This window comes from Pseudomonas sp. PDM31 (assembly GCF_019218965.1).
Taxonomy (GTDB): Bacteria; Pseudomonadota; Gammaproteobacteria; order Pseudomonadales; family Pseudomonadaceae; genus Aquipseudomonas.
On record NZ_JAHUWS010000009.1, the window covers coordinates 158,020 to 174,594 of the forward strand.

At 60.7% G+C, this 16,575-nt stretch carries 16 protein-coding genes; 10 read left to right on the top strand and 6 right to left on the bottom strand.

Annotated elements, in window-relative coordinates:
• The first annotated feature begins 32 nt into the window (after positions 1–32).
• Entirely contained in the window at positions 33–638 is a 606-nt protein-coding gene (locus tag KW839_RS18765; protein WP_060541468.1) for a TetR/AcrR family transcriptional regulator, read from the top strand.
• A 108-nt stretch (positions 639–746) separates the two neighbouring features.
• On the opposite strand, the gene KW839_RS18770 is transcribed toward KW839_RS18765, so the two are convergent.
• Both KW839_RS18770 and KW839_RS18775 read right to left on the bottom strand, forming a co-directional pair.
• Positions 747–1,205 (bottom strand): transposase, encoded by a 459-nt coding sequence (locus KW839_RS18770; RefSeq protein WP_060541592.1) that lies wholly within the window; start codon positions 1,203–1,205, stop codon positions 747–749.
• Positions 1,206–1,420: 215 nt separating this feature from the next.
• A complete protein-coding gene (locus KW839_RS18775; RefSeq protein ID WP_060541467.1) occupies positions 1,421–1,861 on the bottom strand; it encodes a heme-binding protein in 441 nt (146 codons plus the stop codon).
• Positions 1,862–2,128: 267 nt separating this feature from the next.
• On the opposite strand from KW839_RS18775, the gene gcl reads away from it, so the two are divergent.
• The 9 genes from gcl (at position 2,129) to KW839_RS18820 (ending at position 13,232) form a co-directional block, all read left to right on the top strand.
• Positions 2,129–3,904 (top strand): glyoxylate carboligase, encoded by a 1,776-nt coding sequence (gene gcl, locus KW839_RS18780; RefSeq protein WP_060541466.1) that lies wholly within the window; start codon positions 2,129–2,131, stop codon positions 3,902–3,904.
• Positions 3,905–4,082: 178 nt separating this feature from the next.
• Positions 4,083–4,865, top strand: a complete 783-nt coding sequence (gene hyi, locus KW839_RS18785) for a hydroxypyruvate isomerase (protein WP_060541465.1) — start codon at positions 4,083–4,085, stop codon at positions 4,863–4,865.
• Between the two features lie 200 nt (positions 4,866–5,065).
• The gene (locus tag KW839_RS18790) at positions 5,066–5,959 is read left to right on the top strand and encodes a 2-hydroxy-3-oxopropionate reductase (RefSeq protein ID WP_060541464.1); all 894 of its coding nucleotides are present in this window, start codon (positions 5,066–5,068) and stop codon (positions 5,957–5,959) included.
• A gap of 152 nt (positions 5,960–6,111) precedes the next feature.
• Positions 6,112–7,392, top strand: a complete 1,281-nt coding sequence (locus KW839_RS18795; RefSeq protein ID WP_060541463.1) for a glycerate kinase — start codon at positions 6,112–6,114, stop codon at positions 7,390–7,392.
• Positions 7,382–8,797 (top strand): pyruvate kinase, encoded by a 1,416-nt coding sequence (pyk, locus tag KW839_RS18800; protein WP_060541462.1) that lies wholly within the window; start codon positions 7,382–7,384, stop codon positions 8,795–8,797. The genes KW839_RS18795 and pyk overlap by 11 nt, the downstream gene beginning before the upstream one ends.
• A gap of 147 nt (positions 8,798–8,944) precedes the next feature.
• Positions 8,945–9,859 carry an urea transporter gene (locus KW839_RS18805; protein WP_060541461.1) on the top strand — a complete coding sequence of 305 codons (915 nt, stop codon included), beginning with the start codon at positions 8,945–8,947 and terminating at the stop codon, positions 9,857–9,859.
• Positions 9,860–9,880: 21 nt separating this feature from the next.
• On the top strand, positions 9,881–10,705 hold the full coding sequence (locus KW839_RS18810; protein WP_060541460.1) for an ion transporter: 825 nt from the start codon (positions 9,881–9,883) through the stop codon (positions 10,703–10,705).
• Positions 10,706–10,813: 108 nt separating this feature from the next.
• Positions 10,814–11,812, top strand: coding sequence for a sulfate ABC transporter substrate-binding protein (locus tag KW839_RS18815; RefSeq protein ID WP_060541459.1), 999 nt, complete (start codon positions 10,814–10,816; stop codon positions 11,810–11,812).
• A gap of 214 nt (positions 11,813–12,026) precedes the next feature.
• Positions 12,027–13,232: an MFS transporter gene (locus KW839_RS18820; protein WP_218425154.1), complete on the top strand. Its 1,206-nt coding sequence runs from the start codon at positions 12,027–12,029 to the stop codon at positions 13,230–13,232.
• Between the two features lie 155 nt (positions 13,233–13,387).
• On the opposite strand, the gene phnP is transcribed toward KW839_RS18820, so the two are convergent.
• Genes phnP through phnL form a run of 4 tightly spaced genes read right to left on the bottom strand, consistent with a single transcriptional unit; the run spans position 13,388 to position 16,551 of the window.
• Positions 13,388–14,137: a phosphonate metabolism protein PhnP gene (phnP, locus tag KW839_RS18825; RefSeq protein WP_218425155.1), complete on the bottom strand. Its 750-nt coding sequence runs from the start codon at positions 14,135–14,137 to the stop codon at positions 13,388–13,390.
• The gene (gene phnN / locus KW839_RS18830; RefSeq protein WP_218425156.1) at positions 14,128–14,697 is read right to left on the bottom strand and encodes a phosphonate metabolism protein/1,5-bisphosphokinase (PRPP-forming) PhnN; all 570 of its coding nucleotides are present in this window, start codon (positions 14,695–14,697) and stop codon (positions 14,128–14,130) included. The genes phnP and phnN overlap by 10 nt, the downstream gene beginning before the upstream one ends.
• The gene (locus KW839_RS18835) at positions 14,697–15,842 is read right to left on the bottom strand and encodes an alpha-D-ribose 1-methylphosphonate 5-triphosphate diphosphatase (protein WP_218425157.1); all 1,146 of its coding nucleotides are present in this window, start codon (positions 15,840–15,842) and stop codon (positions 14,697–14,699) included. Before KW839_RS18835 ends, phnN begins: the two co-directional genes overlap by 1 nt.
• Complete coding sequence (phnL, locus tag KW839_RS18840) at positions 15,832–16,551, bottom strand: phosphonate C-P lyase system protein PhnL (protein WP_218425158.1); 720 nt, start codon at positions 16,549–16,551, stop codon at positions 15,832–15,834. Before phnL ends, KW839_RS18835 begins: the two co-directional genes overlap by 11 nt.
• Positions 16,552–16,575: the final 24 nt, after the last annotated feature.

Genomic DNA, 16,575 nt, shown 5'->3' on the forward strand with positions numbered 1-16,575 from the left:
ACCGCCAGAGCAGGCAAGGAATCACCCGGTTTATGAGCACTATCCGCGAGCGCAACAAACAACTGATCCTGCGTGCCGCCAGTGAAGAATTTGCCGACAAAGGCTTCGCTGCGACCAAAACCAGCGACATCGCCGCCAAGGCGGGATTGCCCAAGCCGAACGTCTACTACTACTTCAAATCCAAGGAAAACCTCTATCGCGAGGTCCTGGAAAGTATCATCGTGCCAATCCTGCAGGCCTCGACACCGTTCAATCCGGACGGTGAGCCCAGCGAAGTGCTCAGCGGCTACATCCGCTCGAAAATCCGCATTTCCCGCGACCTGCCCTTCGCCTCCAAAGTGTTCGCCAGTGAAATCATGCACGGTGCACCGCACTTGAGTGCCGACCTGGTCGAGCAACTGAATGGCCAGGCCAGACACAACATCGACTGCATCCAGACCTGGATCGACCGCGGCCAGATCGCCCCGATCGACCCCAACCACCTGATGTTCAGCATCTGGGCTGCGACCCAGACCTACGCCGACTTCGATTGGCAGATCAGCGCCATCACCGGCAAGGCCCGGCTGGATGAAGAGGATTACGAGGCGGCCGCGCAGACGATCATCCGGTTGGTGCTCAAGGGGTGCGAGCCGGACTGATGCACCGCGGCCATTCGCGAGCAAGCCCGCTCCCACATTGGGTTTGTGTTTGACGCAGATCAAATGTGGGAGCGGGCTTGCTCGCGAATGGGGCAACTCGGTCCCCGGTCAAACCCAGATCGCATCCCACAACGGATAGTCGCCAAGCTTTTCGACTAATCCCGCCCTCAGCGGATTGGCCACTACGTAGCGAGCAAGTTTGACCAGATCCTCTTCCTTGCGAAGCGCATGATCATGAAATCCCTGTTGCCAGAGGCTACCTGCTCTGCCGGTTGCCGCATTGATTGCTCGGGTACTCAAGGATTTCGCCTGGCACATCAGTTGCCCCAATGAGCCCTTGTTCAATTGAATCAACCAATGAAAATGATCGGGCATGACCACCCAGGCCAATGAATCGGCGAAGCCATCGTCCTGTGCTTGCTTGAATTGCTGAACGACCAGCCTGCCAAGGGTGTAATCCCTGAAGACAGGTTCCCGTTTCAAAGTATTGGCAGTCAGAAGGTAGATGCGGTTTTGTTCGGCATAGCGGCCGATACGTAGACGATGCGAAGCTGACAATTCAGGCATTCCCTTGCCCTCTCCCATGTTGAAATCATGGGAAGGCTAGATCAGCGCACTCAGAGTTGCAGGGCAGACTTTTAGCTGGATGTGACTGGGAGATTGTCTTCGCGAGCAAGCCCGCTCCCACAGGGGACTTGTGGTGTTAACAGAATTTTCGTCCACCGACGATCCCATGTGGGAGCGGGCTTGCTCGCGAAGGCTGCAAATCAGTCACCCATCAATCAAGCCGCAACCCCCGCATCCGCCCTCAACCCCAACGCCTCGATCGCAGTGATCGCACACTGCTCATCAACATCCGACAAATCCCCGCTGATCCCCACCGCTCCCAGCACACTCCCGGCCTGGTCGCGAATCAGCACACCACCCGGTGCCGGCACAACGCTGCCCTGCCCCAGGCTGTTCAGCGCGGCAATAAACGCCGGGCGTTGCTGCGCATCCAGCGCCAGCAGGCGCGAGCCTTTGCCTAATGCGATGGCCCCCCAGGCTTTGCCGATGGCGACGTGCGGGCGCAGCAGGCTTGCGCCGTCTTCGCGTTGCAGGGTGACCAAGTGCCCACCGGCATCGAGCACCGCGATGGTCAGGGGTGCCGCTGAAATGGCCCGCCCTGCAGAGATGGCCTCATTGACCAGGTTGACTGCGACTTTCAAGGTTAAAGCGCTCATGGTGCCGTCCTCATTTTGTTTTTCGGAAAGCCAGTGGGCTGCGCGTTTGTGCCGCAGCCAGATGCAACAAATAGAACACAATGAGTTATTTTTTTGTATACAATAATTCTCGAAAAGCGCCACATGCGACGAAAAGCCACAGTAGATTGGGCTTCAGACAAATGAAACGAGCGCTTGAGAAAATGGATTGACCTGCGCCGTCCGCCGTGAATACACTCTGCGCAAAGCCACTTGTATACAATTACAAAACGTAAGAGGCACAAAACCATGAGCAAAATGAGAGCAATCGAAGCCGCCGTTCTGGTGATGCGCCGTGAAGGGGTTGATACCGCTTTTGGCATCCCGGGTGCCGCCATCAACCCGCTGTACTCCGCCCTGCAAAAGGTCGGTGGCATCGATCACGTCCTCGCTCGCCACGTTGAAGGCGCGTCGCACATGGCCGAGGGTTACACCCGCACCAAGGCCGGCAACATCGGCGTGTGCATCGGTACTTCCGGCCCGGCCGGCACCGACATGGTCACCGGGCTCTACAGCGCCTCGGCCGACTCGATCCCGATCCTCTGCATTACCGGGCAAGCACCCCGCGCCCGTATGCACAAGGAAGATTTCCAGGCTGTCGATATCACCAGCATCGTCAAGCCAGTCACCAAGTGGGCAACCACCGTTCTGGAACCTGGCCAGGTGCCTTACGCGTTCCAGAAAGCCTTCTATGAAATGCGCTCTGGCCGTCCAGGCCCGGTGCTGATCGACCTGCCGTTCGACGTGCAGATGGCCGAGATCGAATTCGACATTGACGCTTACCAGCCATTGCCGCTGGCCAAGCCAACCGCCAGCCGCGTTCAGATCGAGAAAGCTTTGGCCCTGCTCGATCAGGCTGAGCGTCCATTGCTGGTAGCGGGTGGTGGCATCATCAATGCCGACGCCAGTGAGTTGCTGGTGGAGTTCGCCGAGCTGACCGGTATTCCGGTCATCCCGACCCTGATGGGCTGGGGCACCATCCCGGACGATCACCCGCTGATGGTTGGCATGGTCGGCCTGCAGACTTCGCACCGCTACGGCAACGCAACCATGCTCAAGTCCGACGTGGTGCTGGGTATCGGTAACCGTTGGGCCAACCGCCACACGGGCTCGGTAGACGTGTACACCGAAGGCCGCAAGTTCATTCACGTCGACATTGAAGGCACCCAGATCGGCCGTGTATTCACTCCGGACCTGGGCATCGTCTCCGACGCCGCTGCCGCGCTGACAGTGTTCATCGAAGTCGCTCGCGAATGGCAAGCCGCCGGCAAGCTGAAAAACCGCAGCGCCTGGCTGCAAGACTGCCAGCAGCGCAAAGCCAGCCTGCAGCGCAAGACCCACTTCGACAACGTACCGGTCAAACCGCAGCGCGTTTACGAAGAGATGAACCAGGTGTTTGGCAAAGACACTTGCTACGTCAGCACCATCGGTCTGTCGCAGATTGCCGGCGCGCAGTTCCTGCACGTCTACAAGCCGCGTCACTGGATCAACTGCGGTCAGGCCGGTCCCCTGGGCTGGACCATTCCGGCAGCGCTGGGTGTGGTCAAGGCTGACCCGAACCGCAAGGTTGTCGCGCTGTCGGGCGACTATGATTTCCAGTTCATGATCGAAGAACTGGCGGTGGGCGCGCAATTCAAGCTGCCGTACATTCATGTTGTGGTAAACAACTCGTACCTGGGGCTGATCCGTCAGTCGCAGCGCGGTTTCGACATGGACTACTGCGTGCAGTTGTCCTTCGATAACCTGAACGCGCCGGAACTCAACGGTTACGGTGTCGACCACGTCGCGGTTGCCGAGGGCCTCGGTTGCAAGGCACTGCGTGTGTTCGAACCGGCCCAGATCCAGCCGGCCCTGCGCAGGGCCCAGGAGCTGATCGAAGAGTTCAAGGTGCCGGTGATCGTCGAGATTATTCTGGAGCGTGTGACCAACATTTCCATGGGTACCGAGATCAACGCCGTCAACGAATTCGAAGACCTGGCGCTGGTCGGCAACGACGCACCGACTGCGATTTCGATGCTTGATTGACTCGATCTGGCTCCCTCTCCCTCTGGGAAAGGGCTGGGGTGAGGGAAAGGTTTTGCGGTGTTCGCAGGATCGGGATCAGACTCAAGATTCCCCCTCACCCTAACCCTCTCCCCAGGGAGAGGGGACTGATTGCGTTTAGTCAGACCTACCCGTATCAAATCTGTTTCAGGAGACCACCATGCCGCGTTTCGCAGCCAACCTGTCCATGCTGTTCACAGAACAGGATTTCCTCGCCCGTTTCGAAGCGGCCGCCAAGGCCGGCTTCAGTGGTGTCGAATACCTGTTCCCTTACGACTTCAGCTCCGCCGAAATCAAGGCCCAGCTCGACGCCAACGGCCTGACCCAAGTGTTGTTCAACCTGCCGGCCGGTGACTGGGCCAAGGGCGAGCGCGGTATCGCGTGCCTGCCGGATCGGGTTGAAGAATTCCGCGCCGGTGTCGATCTGGCGATCGCCTACGCGCAAGTGCTGGGCAATACCCAGGTCAACTGCCTGGCCGGCATCCGCCCACAAGGCGTTGACGATGCCACCGTGGAAAATACCTTCGTCGCCAACCTCAAGTACGCAGCCGACAAGCTGCAAGCGGCGGGTATCAAACTGGTGATGGAAGCGATCAACACCCGTGACATTCCAGGCTTCTACCTGAACAACACGGCCCAGGCCCTGTCGATTCGCGAGCAGGTCGGCAGCGCCAATCTGTTCCTGCAATACGACATCTATCACATGCAAATCATGGAAGGCGACCTGGCCCGCACCCTGCAATCGCACCTGGGCGAGATCAACCATGTGCAGCTCGCAGACAACCCGGGGCGCAACGAACCTGGCACCGGAGAAATCAACTACCGCTTCCTGTTCGAACACCTGGACCGCATCGGGTACCAGGGTTGGGTCGGCTGCGAATACAAGCCGCTGACGACTACGGAAGCGGGCCTGGGCTGGCTGAAAACCCACAACGCAATCTGATTGTCAGAAGCGCTTTTGTGGCGAGGGGGCTTGCCCCCGTTCGATTGCAAAGCAGGCGTATAACCAGCAAATGCGTTCTATCTGACTGACTGCGTAAATACATTGGGGCCGCTTCGCGACCCAACGGGGGCAAGCCCCCTCGCCACAAAGAGCTCACCGGCCAAGTGCCAGGAGCTACACAAAAACAAGAGGATTTTCTCATGGCTAAAATCGGATTTATCGGCACCGGCATCATGGGCCACCCAATGGCGGCGAACCTGCAGAAAGCCGGTCACAGCCTGTTCCTGTCGGCACACCACGACGCTGCCCCGGCAGACCTGGTCGCCGCTGGCGCCATTGCCCTGGCGAACCCGAAAGAAGTCGCCCAGGAAGCCGAATTCATCATCGTCATGGTCCCGGATACCCCGCAGGTCGATGACGTGCTGTTTCGCGCAGACGGCATCGCTGCCGGCGTTGGCAAAGGCAAGGTGGTGATCGACATGAGCTCGATCTCGCCGACCGCCACCAAGGCCTTCGCCGCGAAGATCAACGAAAAAGGCGCGCAATACCTGGACGCCCCGGTATCCGGCGGTGAAGTCGGCGCCAAGGCCGCGACCCTGAGCATCATGGTCGGTGGCGATGCCGACGCCTTCGAACGCGCCCTGCCACTGTTCCAGGCCATGGGCAAGAACATCACCCTGGTCGGTGGCAACGGCGACGGTCAAACCGCGAAAGTCGCGAACCAGATCATCGTCGCCCTGAACATCCAGGCCGTGGCCGAAGCCCTGCTGTTCGCTTCGAAAAACGGTGCCGATCCAGCCAAGGTGCGTGAAGCACTGATGGGCGGGTTCGCTTCGTCGAAGATCCTTGAAGTACACGGCGAGCGCATGATCAAGGGCACCTTCGATCCAGGCTTCCGCATCAGCCTGCACCAGAAGGACCTGAACCTGGCCCTGCAAGGCGCCAAGGAGCTGAACATCAACCTGCCGAACACCGCCAACGCCCAGCAAGTGTTCAGCACATGCGCGGCCATCGGTGGCAGCAACTGGGACCACTCGGCGCTGATCAAAGGCCTGGAGCACATGGCGAACTTCTCGATTCGCGACAAGAAGTAAGCCCTGCCGCCCCCCAATGTGGGAGCGGGCTTGCTCGCGAAGAGGGAGTGTCAGTCGATATCAATGCTGACTGATACCCCGCCTTCGCGAGCAAGCCCGCTCCCACACTGGATCGAGTGCCCTTCCAATAACAAGAATTCCGGGAGCCCGCCATGTCGGTCGAACCACAACAATTGCTACGCGAACTGTTCGCTACAGCCATCGACGCGGCGCATCCGCAACATGTCCTCGAAGCTCATCTGCCCAAGGACCGCAGTGGTCGCGTGATCGTCATCGGTGCCGGCAAGGCCGCGGCCGCCATGGCCCAGGTGGTCGAGCGCTGCTGGCAGGGCGAAGTCACAGGGCTGGTAGTCACCCGCTACGGTCACGGCGCTTGCTGCGAAAAAATCGAAGTGGTCGAAGCCGCGCATCCGGTTCCCGATGCCGCCGGCCTGGCGGTAGCCAAGCGCGTGCTGGCGCTGGTCAGTGACCTCAGCGAAGACGACCGGGTGATCTTCCTGTTGTCCGGTGGTGGTTCGGCGTTGCTGGCCCTCCCTGCTGCCGGCATTACCCTGGCCGACAAGCAAGCGATCAACAAAGCCCTGCTCAAATCCGGCGCGACCATCGGCGAGATGAACTGCGTGCGCAAGCACCTCTCGGCGATCAAGGGCGGCCGCCTGGGCAAAGCCTGCTGGCCGGCAACCGTTTACACCTACGCGATTTCCGACGTGCCGGGCGACCTTGCCACGGTCATCGCCTCCGGCCCTACGGTGGCCGATCCGAGCACCTCGGACGAAGCCCTGGCGATCCTCAAACGCTACAACATTGAAGTGCCAGTCTCGGTGCGCAACTGGTTGCAAAGCCCGGAATCGGAAACCGTCAAGCCCGGCGACCCGAGCCTGGCGCGCAGCCATTTCCAGCTGATCGCACGCCCCCAGCAATCCCTCGAAGCCGCTGCGGTGAAGTGCCGCCAGGCCGGCTTCAGCCCTCTGATCCTCGGTGACCTGGAAGGCGAATCGCGCGAAGTGGCGAAAGTCCACGCCGGCATCGCCCGACAGATCGTCCTGCACGGTCAACCATTGGCCGCCCCCTGCGTGATTCTCTCCGGTGGTGAAACCACCGTCACCGTGCGCGGCAACGGCCGTGGCGGGCGTAACGCCGAGTTCCTGCTGAGCCTGACCGACAGCCTCAAAGGCTTGCCCGGCGTCTACGCCCTGGCCGGTGACACCGATGGCATCGACGGCTCCGAAGACAACGCCGGCGCGATCATGACCCCGGACAGCTACGCCCGCGCCGAGTCCCTCGGTTTGAGCGCCAGCGACGAGCTCGACAACAACAACGGCTATGGCTACTTCGAGGCGCTGGACGCACTGATCGTCACCGAGCCGACCCGCACCAACGTCAACGACTTCCGTGCCATCCTGATTCTCGAGAACCCTAAACATGACGCCTGATAAAAAGGTCAAAATCCTCGCCACCCTCGGCCCCGCCACATTAGGCATCGACGATATCCGCGAGCTGGTCGAGGCCGGGGTCAATATTTTTCGCCTGAACTTCAGCCATGGCGATCACGCCGATCACGCCCAGCGCTATCAGTGGATTCGTGAAGTCGAGCGCCAGCTCAATTATCCGCTGGGCATTCTGATGGACCTGCAGGGCCCGAAACTGCGGGTCGGCAAGTTCGCCGAAGGCAAGGTCCAACTGGTGCGCGGCCAGGCCCTGCGCCTGGACCTCGATGCCACGCCGGGGGATGAGCGCCGGGTCAACCTGCCGCACCCGGAAATCATCGCCGCGCTGGAGCCGGGCATGGACCTGCTGCTGGACGACGGCAAACTACGCCTGCGGGTCGTGAGCAAATACGCCGACGCGATCGACACCACCGTTCTCAACGGCGGCGAACTGTCGGACCGCAAAGGCGTGAACGTGCCGCAAGCGGTGCTCGACCTCAGCCCGCTGACGGCCAAGGATCGTCGCGACCTGAGCTTCGGTCTGGAACTCGGTGTGGACTGGGTGGCGCTGTCCTTTGTGCAGCGCCCGGAGGATATCCGCGAAGCCCGTGCGCTGATCGGCGACAAAGCGTTTTTGATGGCCAAGATCGAAAAACCGTCGGCGGTCAACCAACTGCGGGAAATCGCCGAACTGAGCGATGCGATCATGGTCGCCCGGGGTGACCTGGGCGTGGAAGTGCCGGCCGAAAGCGTGCCGCAGATCCAGAAGAACATCATCAGCACTTGCCGCCAACTCGGTAAACCGGTGGTGGTGGCGACGCAGATGCTGGAGTCGATGCGCTTCTCGCCTGCACCTACTCGTGCCGAAGTGACCGATGTCGCCAATGCCGTGGCCGAAGGCGCCGATGCGGTCATGCTGTCGGCGGAAACCGCGTCCGGCGAATACCCGCTCGAGGCCGTGCAGATGATGAGCAAGATCATCCGCCAGGTGGAGAACGGCCCGGACTATCAGACCCAACTGGATGTCAGCCGGCCGAAAGCCGAAGCGACCCTTTCCGATGCCATCAGCTGTGCGATTCGCCGCATCAGTAACGTGCTGCCGGTAGCGGTGCTGGTCAACTACAGCGAGTCCGGCGCTTCGAGCCTGCGCGCGGCACGGGAACGGCCGACGGTGCCGATCCTCAACCTGACACCCAACCAGCAGACCGCTCGCCGCCTGACCGTGGCCTGGGGCGTGCACTCGGTGGTCAATGATCGGCTGCGCCAGGTGGATGAAGTGTGTTCGACGGCGCTGGAGATTGCCCAGGCCCAGGGCATGGCGCAGCGTGGCGATACATTATTGATTACCGCCGGTGTGCCGTTTGGGCAGCCGGGGTCGACTAACTCATTGCGCATCGAGACGTTGATCTAGAGCGCCCATACCGGCCTCATCGCCAGAAGGCTGGCTGCCACATTGGTTTTGTGTCGATCACACAATCAAGACTGAACAAAGATTCAGTGTGGGATCCAGCCTGCTGGCGATGCAGCAAACCCGGTTTCACTGACTTTCAGACTTGCCATGCCTGCCAATCACTTCAACACCCACTGTCCCGACTGGGCCACGGCCCTGCTCAACGGCTTTAGCCAGATCTTCCTGCAGCGCCACCCACTGTTTGGTTTGCTGTGCCTTTTGGCAGTACTTTTCACGGCGCCAGCCCTGCTTGGCGGCGCATTGCTCGGTGGCGTCGCCGGGCTGCTCACCGCACAGCGTCGCGGCTATGAAAAGGCTGACCGCCAGGCCGGCCTGTTCAGCTATAACGGCGTATTGCTCGGCCTGCTGCTGAGCCTGTACTTCCCCTGGTCGGCCATGCTGCCTTTAATGATCATTGCCTGCGGCGGCTTGAGCGCGATGCTCACCCAACAGTGGCTCAAGCGCTCCCGGATCAGCCGATACCTGCCCGCCTACACCGCGCCCTTCGTGGGCCTGGGCTGGTTACTGCTGGGTTTCGCCACGCCGTCGACCCAGGCGCATCTGATCGAAGTCACCGCACTGAACATGCTCGCCGCACCACTCAAAGGCCTCGGCCAGGTGATGTTCCTCGGTCATCCGCTGGCCGGAGCGTTGATTGCCGCCGGCTTGCTGATCGCTGACCGTCGCGCATTCTGCTGGGCGTTGTTGGCATCTGTCGCGGGCATGGGCTGGAGCCTGCTGCACCACGACTTCTACACCGCCCTGCTCGGCCTTGGTGGTTATAACGCGGTGCTCGCTGCCCTCGCCTTCAGCGCGCAGCGCCAGCAGCCGTGGCTACCACTGATCGGCATTGCAGCGGCGCTGCTGCTGACGCCAATGTTTGCCGCTATTGGCCTGCCCACGCTGACCGCGCCGTTCATCCTCGCCTGCTGGCTGCTGCGTACGGTTGTTCAAGTGCTCGGCAAAGCCACGGATGCCAGTGCACCTTGCACTCCCGGGGAGAATCAACCTAGGCTGCGTTGATTCCCGGTTCAGGCGTTCTCCATGGACAGCAGCAAAAACTGGCGTGAAGACCTTTACGTCATGATTTTCCAGAGCGACACCAAGGCTGGTCGGCGCTTCGACGGCATTTTGCTGTTGATCATCCTCGCCAGCCTGGTGATCGTGATGCTCGACAGCATCGACAGCATTCACCGTGACTACGCCGATGTGCTGGCGTACATCGAGTGGGGCTTCACCGTTATCTTCCTGGGCGAGTACATCCTGCGCCTGTACTGCTCGCCCAAGCCCCTGCGCTACGCCTTCAGCTTTTACGGCCTGGTGGATTTGCTGGCGATCGTGCCCGGGATACTTGCGCTGTATTACGCCGATGCGCAGTACCTGTTGATCATCCGGATCATCCGCATGCTGCGGATTTTCCGCGTGCTCAAGCTGAGCCCCTACCTGAAACAAGCCAACTACCTGATGTCGGCGCTGCGCGGCAGCAAGCAGAAGATCGTGGTGTTTCTGGTCAGCGTCTGCACTCTGGTGACGGTGTTCGGCACCTTGATGTACGTGATCGAAGGCCCGGAACATGGCTTCACCAGTATTCCCAAAGGCATCTACTGGGCTATCGTTACGCTGACCACCGTGGGCTTCGGCGACATAGTGCCAAAGACGCCTCTGGGCCAGGTGATTTCGTCACTGGTGATGATCACCGGTTACTCGATCATCGCCGTGCCAACAGGGATTTTCACCGCAGAGCTGGCCAACGCCATGCGCGGCGAACAACTGCAACACGACTGCCCGGTGTGCCGCAAAAACAGCCACGAACACGGCGCAGCGTTCTGTTCACGTTGTGGTAATGCCCTGTTCAAGAAAATGGAATAAGCAAAGTACTTTTTAATCTTTAAAGGACTATGAAAGCACGGCTATAGTCGCTGGCAAAACGCAATCACCCCTATTTCAACAACACCCCTGTAGAACAAGGAATGCGCAGTGAAAAAACTCTTTGGCGCCTCACTTCTCGCCGCTGGCCTGGCCTTGGGCAATATGGCCCACGCCGCACCGACCCTGCTCAACGTTTCCTACGACGTGATGCGAGATTTCTACAAGGACTACAACACTGCGTTCCAGAAGCACTGGCAAGCTGAACACAACGAAAACATCACCCTGCAGATGTCCTTCGGCGGCTCCAGCAAACAGGCGCGCTCGGTGATCGACGGCCTGCCGGCTGACGTCATCACCATGAACATGGCCACCGACATCAACGCCCTGGCGGACAACGGCAAGCTGGTCCCGGACAACTGGGTGACCCGCCTGCCGAACAACAGCGCGCCATTCACCTCGGCCACGGTGTTCATCGTCCGCAAAGGCAACCCGAAAGCCCTCAAAGACTGGCCAGACCTGCTCAAGGATGGCGTACAGGTCATCGTTCCGAACCCGAAAACCTCCGGCAACGGCCGCTATACCTACCTCTCGGCTTGGGGTTACGTGCTGAAAAACGGCGGTGACGAGAACAAGGCAAAAGAGTTTGTCGGCAAACTGTTCAAGCAAGCACCAGTGCTCGATACCGGTGGCCGTGCAGCCACCACCACCTTCATGACCAACCAGATCGGCGACGTGCTGGTGACCTTCGAAAACGAAGCCGAGATGATTGCCCGCGAGTTCGGTCGCGAGCAGTTCGAAGTCATCTACCCAAGCGTCTCCGCCGAAGCCGAGCCACCGGTGTCGGTGGTCGACAAAACCGTCGACAAGAAAGGTACCCGTGCCGCCGCCGAGGAATACCTGAAGTACCTGTGGTCGCCTGAAGGTCAGGAAATCGCGGCCGCCAACTACCTGCGTCCCCGCGACCCGGCCGTGTTGGCCAAGTACACCGATCGTTTCCCGAAAGTCGACTTCCTCTCGGTGGAAAAAACCTTCGGCGACTGGCGTACCGTGCAGAAGACCCACTTCAATGATGGTGGCGTTTTCGACCAGATTTACACCGGCCAGTAAACGCTGAGTGGCAATGCCAAAGGCGACCTGCGAAGGTCGCCTTTTTTATGGGCTCTGCGATTTGTTACGCAAGCTACGCAGGCTGTGCATCCAGGCAGTCGTGGTTCAGGCCACCCATGCCGCAAGGGAATAATCACTATCACTGCAATTACTCTTCCGCCCTCTGCGTCTGCCGCTTAACCTGCGCACATTCCAATGTTCAGCGAGACACGTCATGACCCCTGCGACCCAGGCGCCCCACAGTGCCGCAACGATGACCCGAGGCATGGTGCTGCTGTTCGCCTTTTGCTGCGGCGCGATCGTCGCCAACATCTACTACGCCCAGCCGATAATCGGTCTTATCGCGCCCGACATCGGCCTGACCAACAGCATGGCCAGCCTGATCGTTTCGCTGACCCAGATCGGTTATGCACTGGGTCTGTTCTTTCTCGTGCCGCTGGGAGACCTGCTGGAAAATCGCCGGTTGATGATCATCACCACGCTGGTAGCGATTGCCAGCCTGCTGGGCGCGGCGTTCACCGATCAGCCCAATGTGTTTTTGCTGATCTCGCTGCTGGTGGGCTTCAGTTCGGTGTCGGTGCAGATCCTGATCCCGCTGGCCGCTCACCTCGCCCCGGAAGAATCTCGCGGCCGGGTAGTCGGCGGGATCATGGGCGGCTTGTTGCTGGGGATTCTGCTGGCGCGGCCGGTATCCAGCGTGGTGGCCGATCATTTCGGCTGGCGCGCGATGTTTGTTATCGCCGCGCTGTTGATGGCAGCGATCAGCATTGTGTTGGCGGTCACGATCCCCAAGCGCCAGCCTGATCACAGTGCGTCTTACGGTCAGCTGCTGGGCTCGCTGTGGACACTGTTGCGCAAGCAACCGGTGCTGCGCCAGCGTGCGTTCTACCAAGGCTGCATGTTCGCTACCTTCAGCCTGTTCTGGACCGCCGTGCCTCTGGAACTGACACGTAATCACGGCTTGTCGCAAAGCCAGATTGCGATCTTCGCCCTGGTCGGTGCCATCGGCGCCATCGCCGCGCCCATCGCCGGACGCCTGGCAGATGCCGGGCATACCCGCATCGCGTCCTTGCTGGCCCTGTTGTTCGCCAGCCTGAGCTTCCTGCCCGCATTCATCCATCCGGTCTACAGCGTCATCGGTCTGGCCGTGACGGGCGTGGTGCTCGATTTCTGCGTGCAGATGAACATGGTCCTCGGTCAACGCGCGGTTTACGCTCTCGACGCCAAAAGTCGCAGCCGTCTGAATGCGCTGTACATGACCAGCATCTTCATCGGTGGCGCGTTTGGCTCTTCGGTGGCCAGCCCGGTATACGAACACGGTGGCTGGTTGTGGATCGTGATTGTCGGCAGCGCATTTCCACTGTTGGCGTTGTTGCGGTTCTTGAGCATTTCGCAAAAGGGTTCGTTGGCGACGGCGTAAGCATTAAAGGCTTGCCCGCGAAGGCCACGTACGAGTACGACTCAGTTTCGAACCAGCTTCTCCATCGCAGCATCCGCCAGGAAGGAGGGGCTGCGCCAGCTCCTACAGGGCCATATGCACGATTAACGCAGGAACTGGCGCAGCCTGCGATCTTTTTACAGCTCACACCCATCAAACCCGACACTGACATTGCCCGGCAATTCATCGCGATGCTCAATCAACCACGCATCCAACGTATGCCCGACATGGGTCAACACCGCTGACGTTGGCTGCAGTTCGTCAATGCACTGCAAGGCCAGGTTCAGGTCGTTGTGATTGCGCGGCGCCTGAGGTTGCGGTGGCAGGGAGCAGTCCAGCACCAGCACGTCCAGCGGTTCGCGCAGCAGCCAGTTCAAGGTGTCCGATGGCAGGCCCACGGTGTCAGTCAAATAGGCGATCCGTCGCCCCTCGCCTTCCAACAAGTACCCCAGGGTCGGTTTGGAATGCAGCAACGGCAACGCTGTAACACCCAACGTGCCGAAAACACGTGTTTCAAAGGCCTCGAACGGCTGACTGAAATCGAGAATGCCGGGGTGTTTGTAGAGGTCGGCCAGGCCTTCCGGGTCCACCGGGCCGTGGACCGGGATCACCAGGCCCTGACCCCAGCGCAGATGCAACAAGCCCTGTGCGTGATCGGCGTGGTAGTGGGTCTGCAATATGCCGTTGAAGCTGCGCGGCGCAAAACGCTCGCACAGGTCTGGCAGGCCGCTGTCGATCAACCAGCGCTGATCGCCACACTCGATCAGCGCACAGCAGGGTCGACGTTGCTGACGCGGATCCTTACGCGCCCGGTCGCAAGCCACGCACTCGCAGCCGTAGACCGGAACTTGCCGGGCATCACCAGTACCGAGCAACGTCAAGCGCATATGGAGGGTTCGTCGATGCAGCCGAGCAAGCGTTCCACCGTATTTTCCAGTGCCCCGGAGTTATCGAGGACATGCACCATCGGGTCGTCGTCGGCCAGTACGCTTTGGTTGAATCGGGTGTTGCGCGCCAACCGTGCGTCTATTTCCACCACGGACTCCCGTCCTCGTGCCAGCAAGCGCTCGCGCAACACCGATTGATCCACGGTCAGCAGCACCACAAGCATGTGCGGGTAGCGCTCACGGGCATTGTGCAAATGCCCGCGCGAGCCATTGACCAGCACATCTTGTCCGGCCTTCAGCCAATCGTCGATTTCCCGCGGGATGCCGTAGGACAAACCGTTGGCGTGCCAGCTCAGGGCAAACGCGCCCTGAGCCTCCATCTCGGCGAACTGCTGCGGGCTGACACCCAAGGCCGCCTCGCCCACCGCCTCCGCCGAACGGGTGATGACCCGCCGCACGATGCGGCAGCCTCTTTCGGCCAACCGGCCTCGCGCCGCGTCCAACAGGCTGTCCTTGCCCGACCCGGAAGGTCCGATGAGATAGATCAACCTGCCCGACATCAGTACACCCTCTTCGCTTGCCGCCATACTTGTTGAACCGCCGTCAGACCGTCGTGACTGCGTGCTTGCACCAGATCGGCCCGCAGGCCCGCTGCAATTTCGCCACGATCATGCAAACCCGCAGCGCGGGCCGGGTTCAGGCTGACCATGCGCACTGCTTCGGCCAGGCCGATGCGATTGTTCTGCGCTGCCAGCGCGAACGTCGATTGCAACAGGCTCGCCGGGTAGTAATCGCTGGACAGGATATCCAGCAAGCCTTCGGCCGCCAGTTCCGCGGCGGCCACGTTACCCGAGTGCGATCCGCCGCGCACGATGTTCGGTGCGCCCATCAACACTTTCATGTCCCGTTCCCGGCATCCGCGCGCCGCCTCGACCGTGGTCGGGAACTCGGCGATGGTCATGCCGTAGCGCGCCGACTCCTCGACGTGGGCCAGGGTCGCGTCATCATGACTGGCCACCGACAGGCCAAGGGCCAGACAGTGCTCGACAATTGCCGCACGATACCTGTCGCTGTACTGCCGCGAGTTGGCCATTTGCAGGGTGATGAAGTCATCCATCTGCGTCGTGGTCAGGTGGTACTTGCCCATGTAGTACTCACGGTACTTGGATTCCAGCACAAACTGGCGCTGGCCCGGCGAGTGGTCCATCACTGACACCAGTTGCACCAGCGGGTTTTCCACAAGATCGCGGAACACACTCAAGGTGTCCGGGTGGCACAGCTCGCAGCGCAAGTGCAAACGGTGTTCGGCGCGGGTAAGGCCGGCATCGGACGCTTTGGTGATTGCCTCCAGCATCGCCGGCAATTTCTGCATGCGATTGCCCTTCGGGTTTACGTCGCCGATGGACACCGCATCGAACACCGTGGTGATGCCCGCCGCGATGATCTGTGCATCGTGGCTGAGCACCGCCGGTACCGACGGCCAGTCCACACCGGGGCGCGGGGTCATGTGACGCTCCAGGTTGTCGGTGTGCAACTCCACCAGACCCGGCAGCAGGTAATCACCATGCAGATTCTGCGCCTGAGGCAAGCGGCTCGGACCTTCGCAGACTTCAGCGATCAAGCCGTCGCGCAGCACCACGGTGCCGTAGAACACACGGTCAGCGGTGACCAGTTGGGCATTGCTGAGGATCTGTTCAACGGGCATCGGCGTATTCCTCTTGGCTGACTGCGGCTGGGGTCATGTCGAGATGGCGGTCGGCAACCGCTTCACGGGCGATGCTGTCGTGGAAGATGCCGATCAGTGCAGCCCCTGCCGCTTTTGCTTCATTCATCAGTTCCAGCACCACCTGGCGATTGTTGTCGTCGAGAGATGCTGTCGGCTCGTCGAGCAACATCACCGGCCACGCCACCATGAAACCCCGGGCAATGTTGACCCGTTGCTGCTCGCCCCCGGAGAACGTGCCGGGCGCCAGTTGCCAAAGACGTTGCGGAATGTTCAGACGGCTGAGTAGCGATTCGGCACGCGCTTGCGCCTGCTCTTTCGCCCAGCCCCGGGCCAGCGCCGGTTCCATGACCACGTCCAGGCAGGCCACGCGGGGGATCACCCGCAGGAACTGGCTGACATAACCCAACGTGCGCTGACGCACTTGCAGGATGTCCCGGGGTTCGGCGCCCACCAGCTCCAGCCATTGGCCATCGTGCTGCACGCGAATGCTGCCGCCTGCGGGCAGATAGTTGCCGTACAAGGTGCGCAGCAAGGTGCTTTTACCCGCACCGGACTGACCGTGCAGCACCAGGCATTCACCGGCCGCCACACTGAAATCGATCCCGCGCAACACATTGAGGACCACGCCGTGCTGCTGATGCAGGGTGAAAGTTTTCGAGAGGTCACGGACCTCGATCAAGGTATTCATCGCTCGGTTTCCACTATTGAACGG

Excerpts from the sequence above, each read along its gene's own strand:
- KW839_RS18765 (WP_060541468.1), top strand. The coding sequence starts at position 33 with ATGAGCACTATCCGCGAGCGCAACAAACAACTGATCCTGCGTGCCGCC.
- KW839_RS18770 (WP_060541592.1), bottom strand. The coding sequence starts at position 1,205 with ATGCCTGAATTGTCAGCTTCGCATCGTCTACGTATCGGCCGCTATGCC.
- KW839_RS18775 (WP_060541467.1), bottom strand. The coding sequence starts at position 1,861 with ATGAGCGCTTTAACCTTGAAAGTCGCAGTCAACCTGGTCAATGAGGCC.
- gcl (WP_060541466.1), top strand. The coding sequence starts at position 2,129 with ATGAGCAAAATGAGAGCAATCGAAGCCGCCGTTCTGGTGATGCGCCGT.
- hyi (WP_060541465.1), top strand. The coding sequence starts at position 4,083 with ATGCCGCGTTTCGCAGCCAACCTGTCCATGCTGTTCACAGAACAGGAT.
- KW839_RS18790 (WP_060541464.1), top strand. The coding sequence starts at position 5,066 with ATGGCTAAAATCGGATTTATCGGCACCGGCATCATGGGCCACCCAATG.
- KW839_RS18795 (WP_060541463.1), top strand. The coding sequence starts at position 6,112 with ATGTCGGTCGAACCACAACAATTGCTACGCGAACTGTTCGCTACAGCC.
- pyk (WP_060541462.1), top strand. The coding sequence starts at position 7,382 with ATGACGCCTGATAAAAAGGTCAAAATCCTCGCCACCCTCGGCCCCGCC.
- KW839_RS18805 (WP_060541461.1), top strand. The coding sequence starts at position 8,945 with ATGCCTGCCAATCACTTCAACACCCACTGTCCCGACTGGGCCACGGCC.
- KW839_RS18810 (WP_060541460.1), top strand. The coding sequence starts at position 9,881 with ATGGACAGCAGCAAAAACTGGCGTGAAGACCTTTACGTCATGATTTTC.
- KW839_RS18820 (WP_218425154.1), top strand. The coding sequence starts at position 12,027 with ATGACCCCTGCGACCCAGGCGCCCCACAGTGCCGCAACGATGACCCGA.
- phnP (WP_218425155.1), bottom strand. The coding sequence starts at position 14,137 with ATGCGCTTGACGTTGCTCGGTACTGGTGATGCCCGGCAAGTTCCGGTC.
- phnN (WP_218425156.1), bottom strand. The coding sequence starts at position 14,697 with ATGTCGGGCAGGTTGATCTATCTCATCGGACCTTCCGGGTCGGGCAAG.
- KW839_RS18835 (WP_218425157.1), bottom strand. The coding sequence starts at position 15,842 with ATGCCCGTTGAACAGATCCTCAGCAATGCCCAACTGGTCACCGCTGAC.
- phnL (WP_218425158.1), bottom strand. The coding sequence starts at position 16,551 with ATGAATACCTTGATCGAGGTCCGTGACCTCTCGAAAACTTTCACCCTG.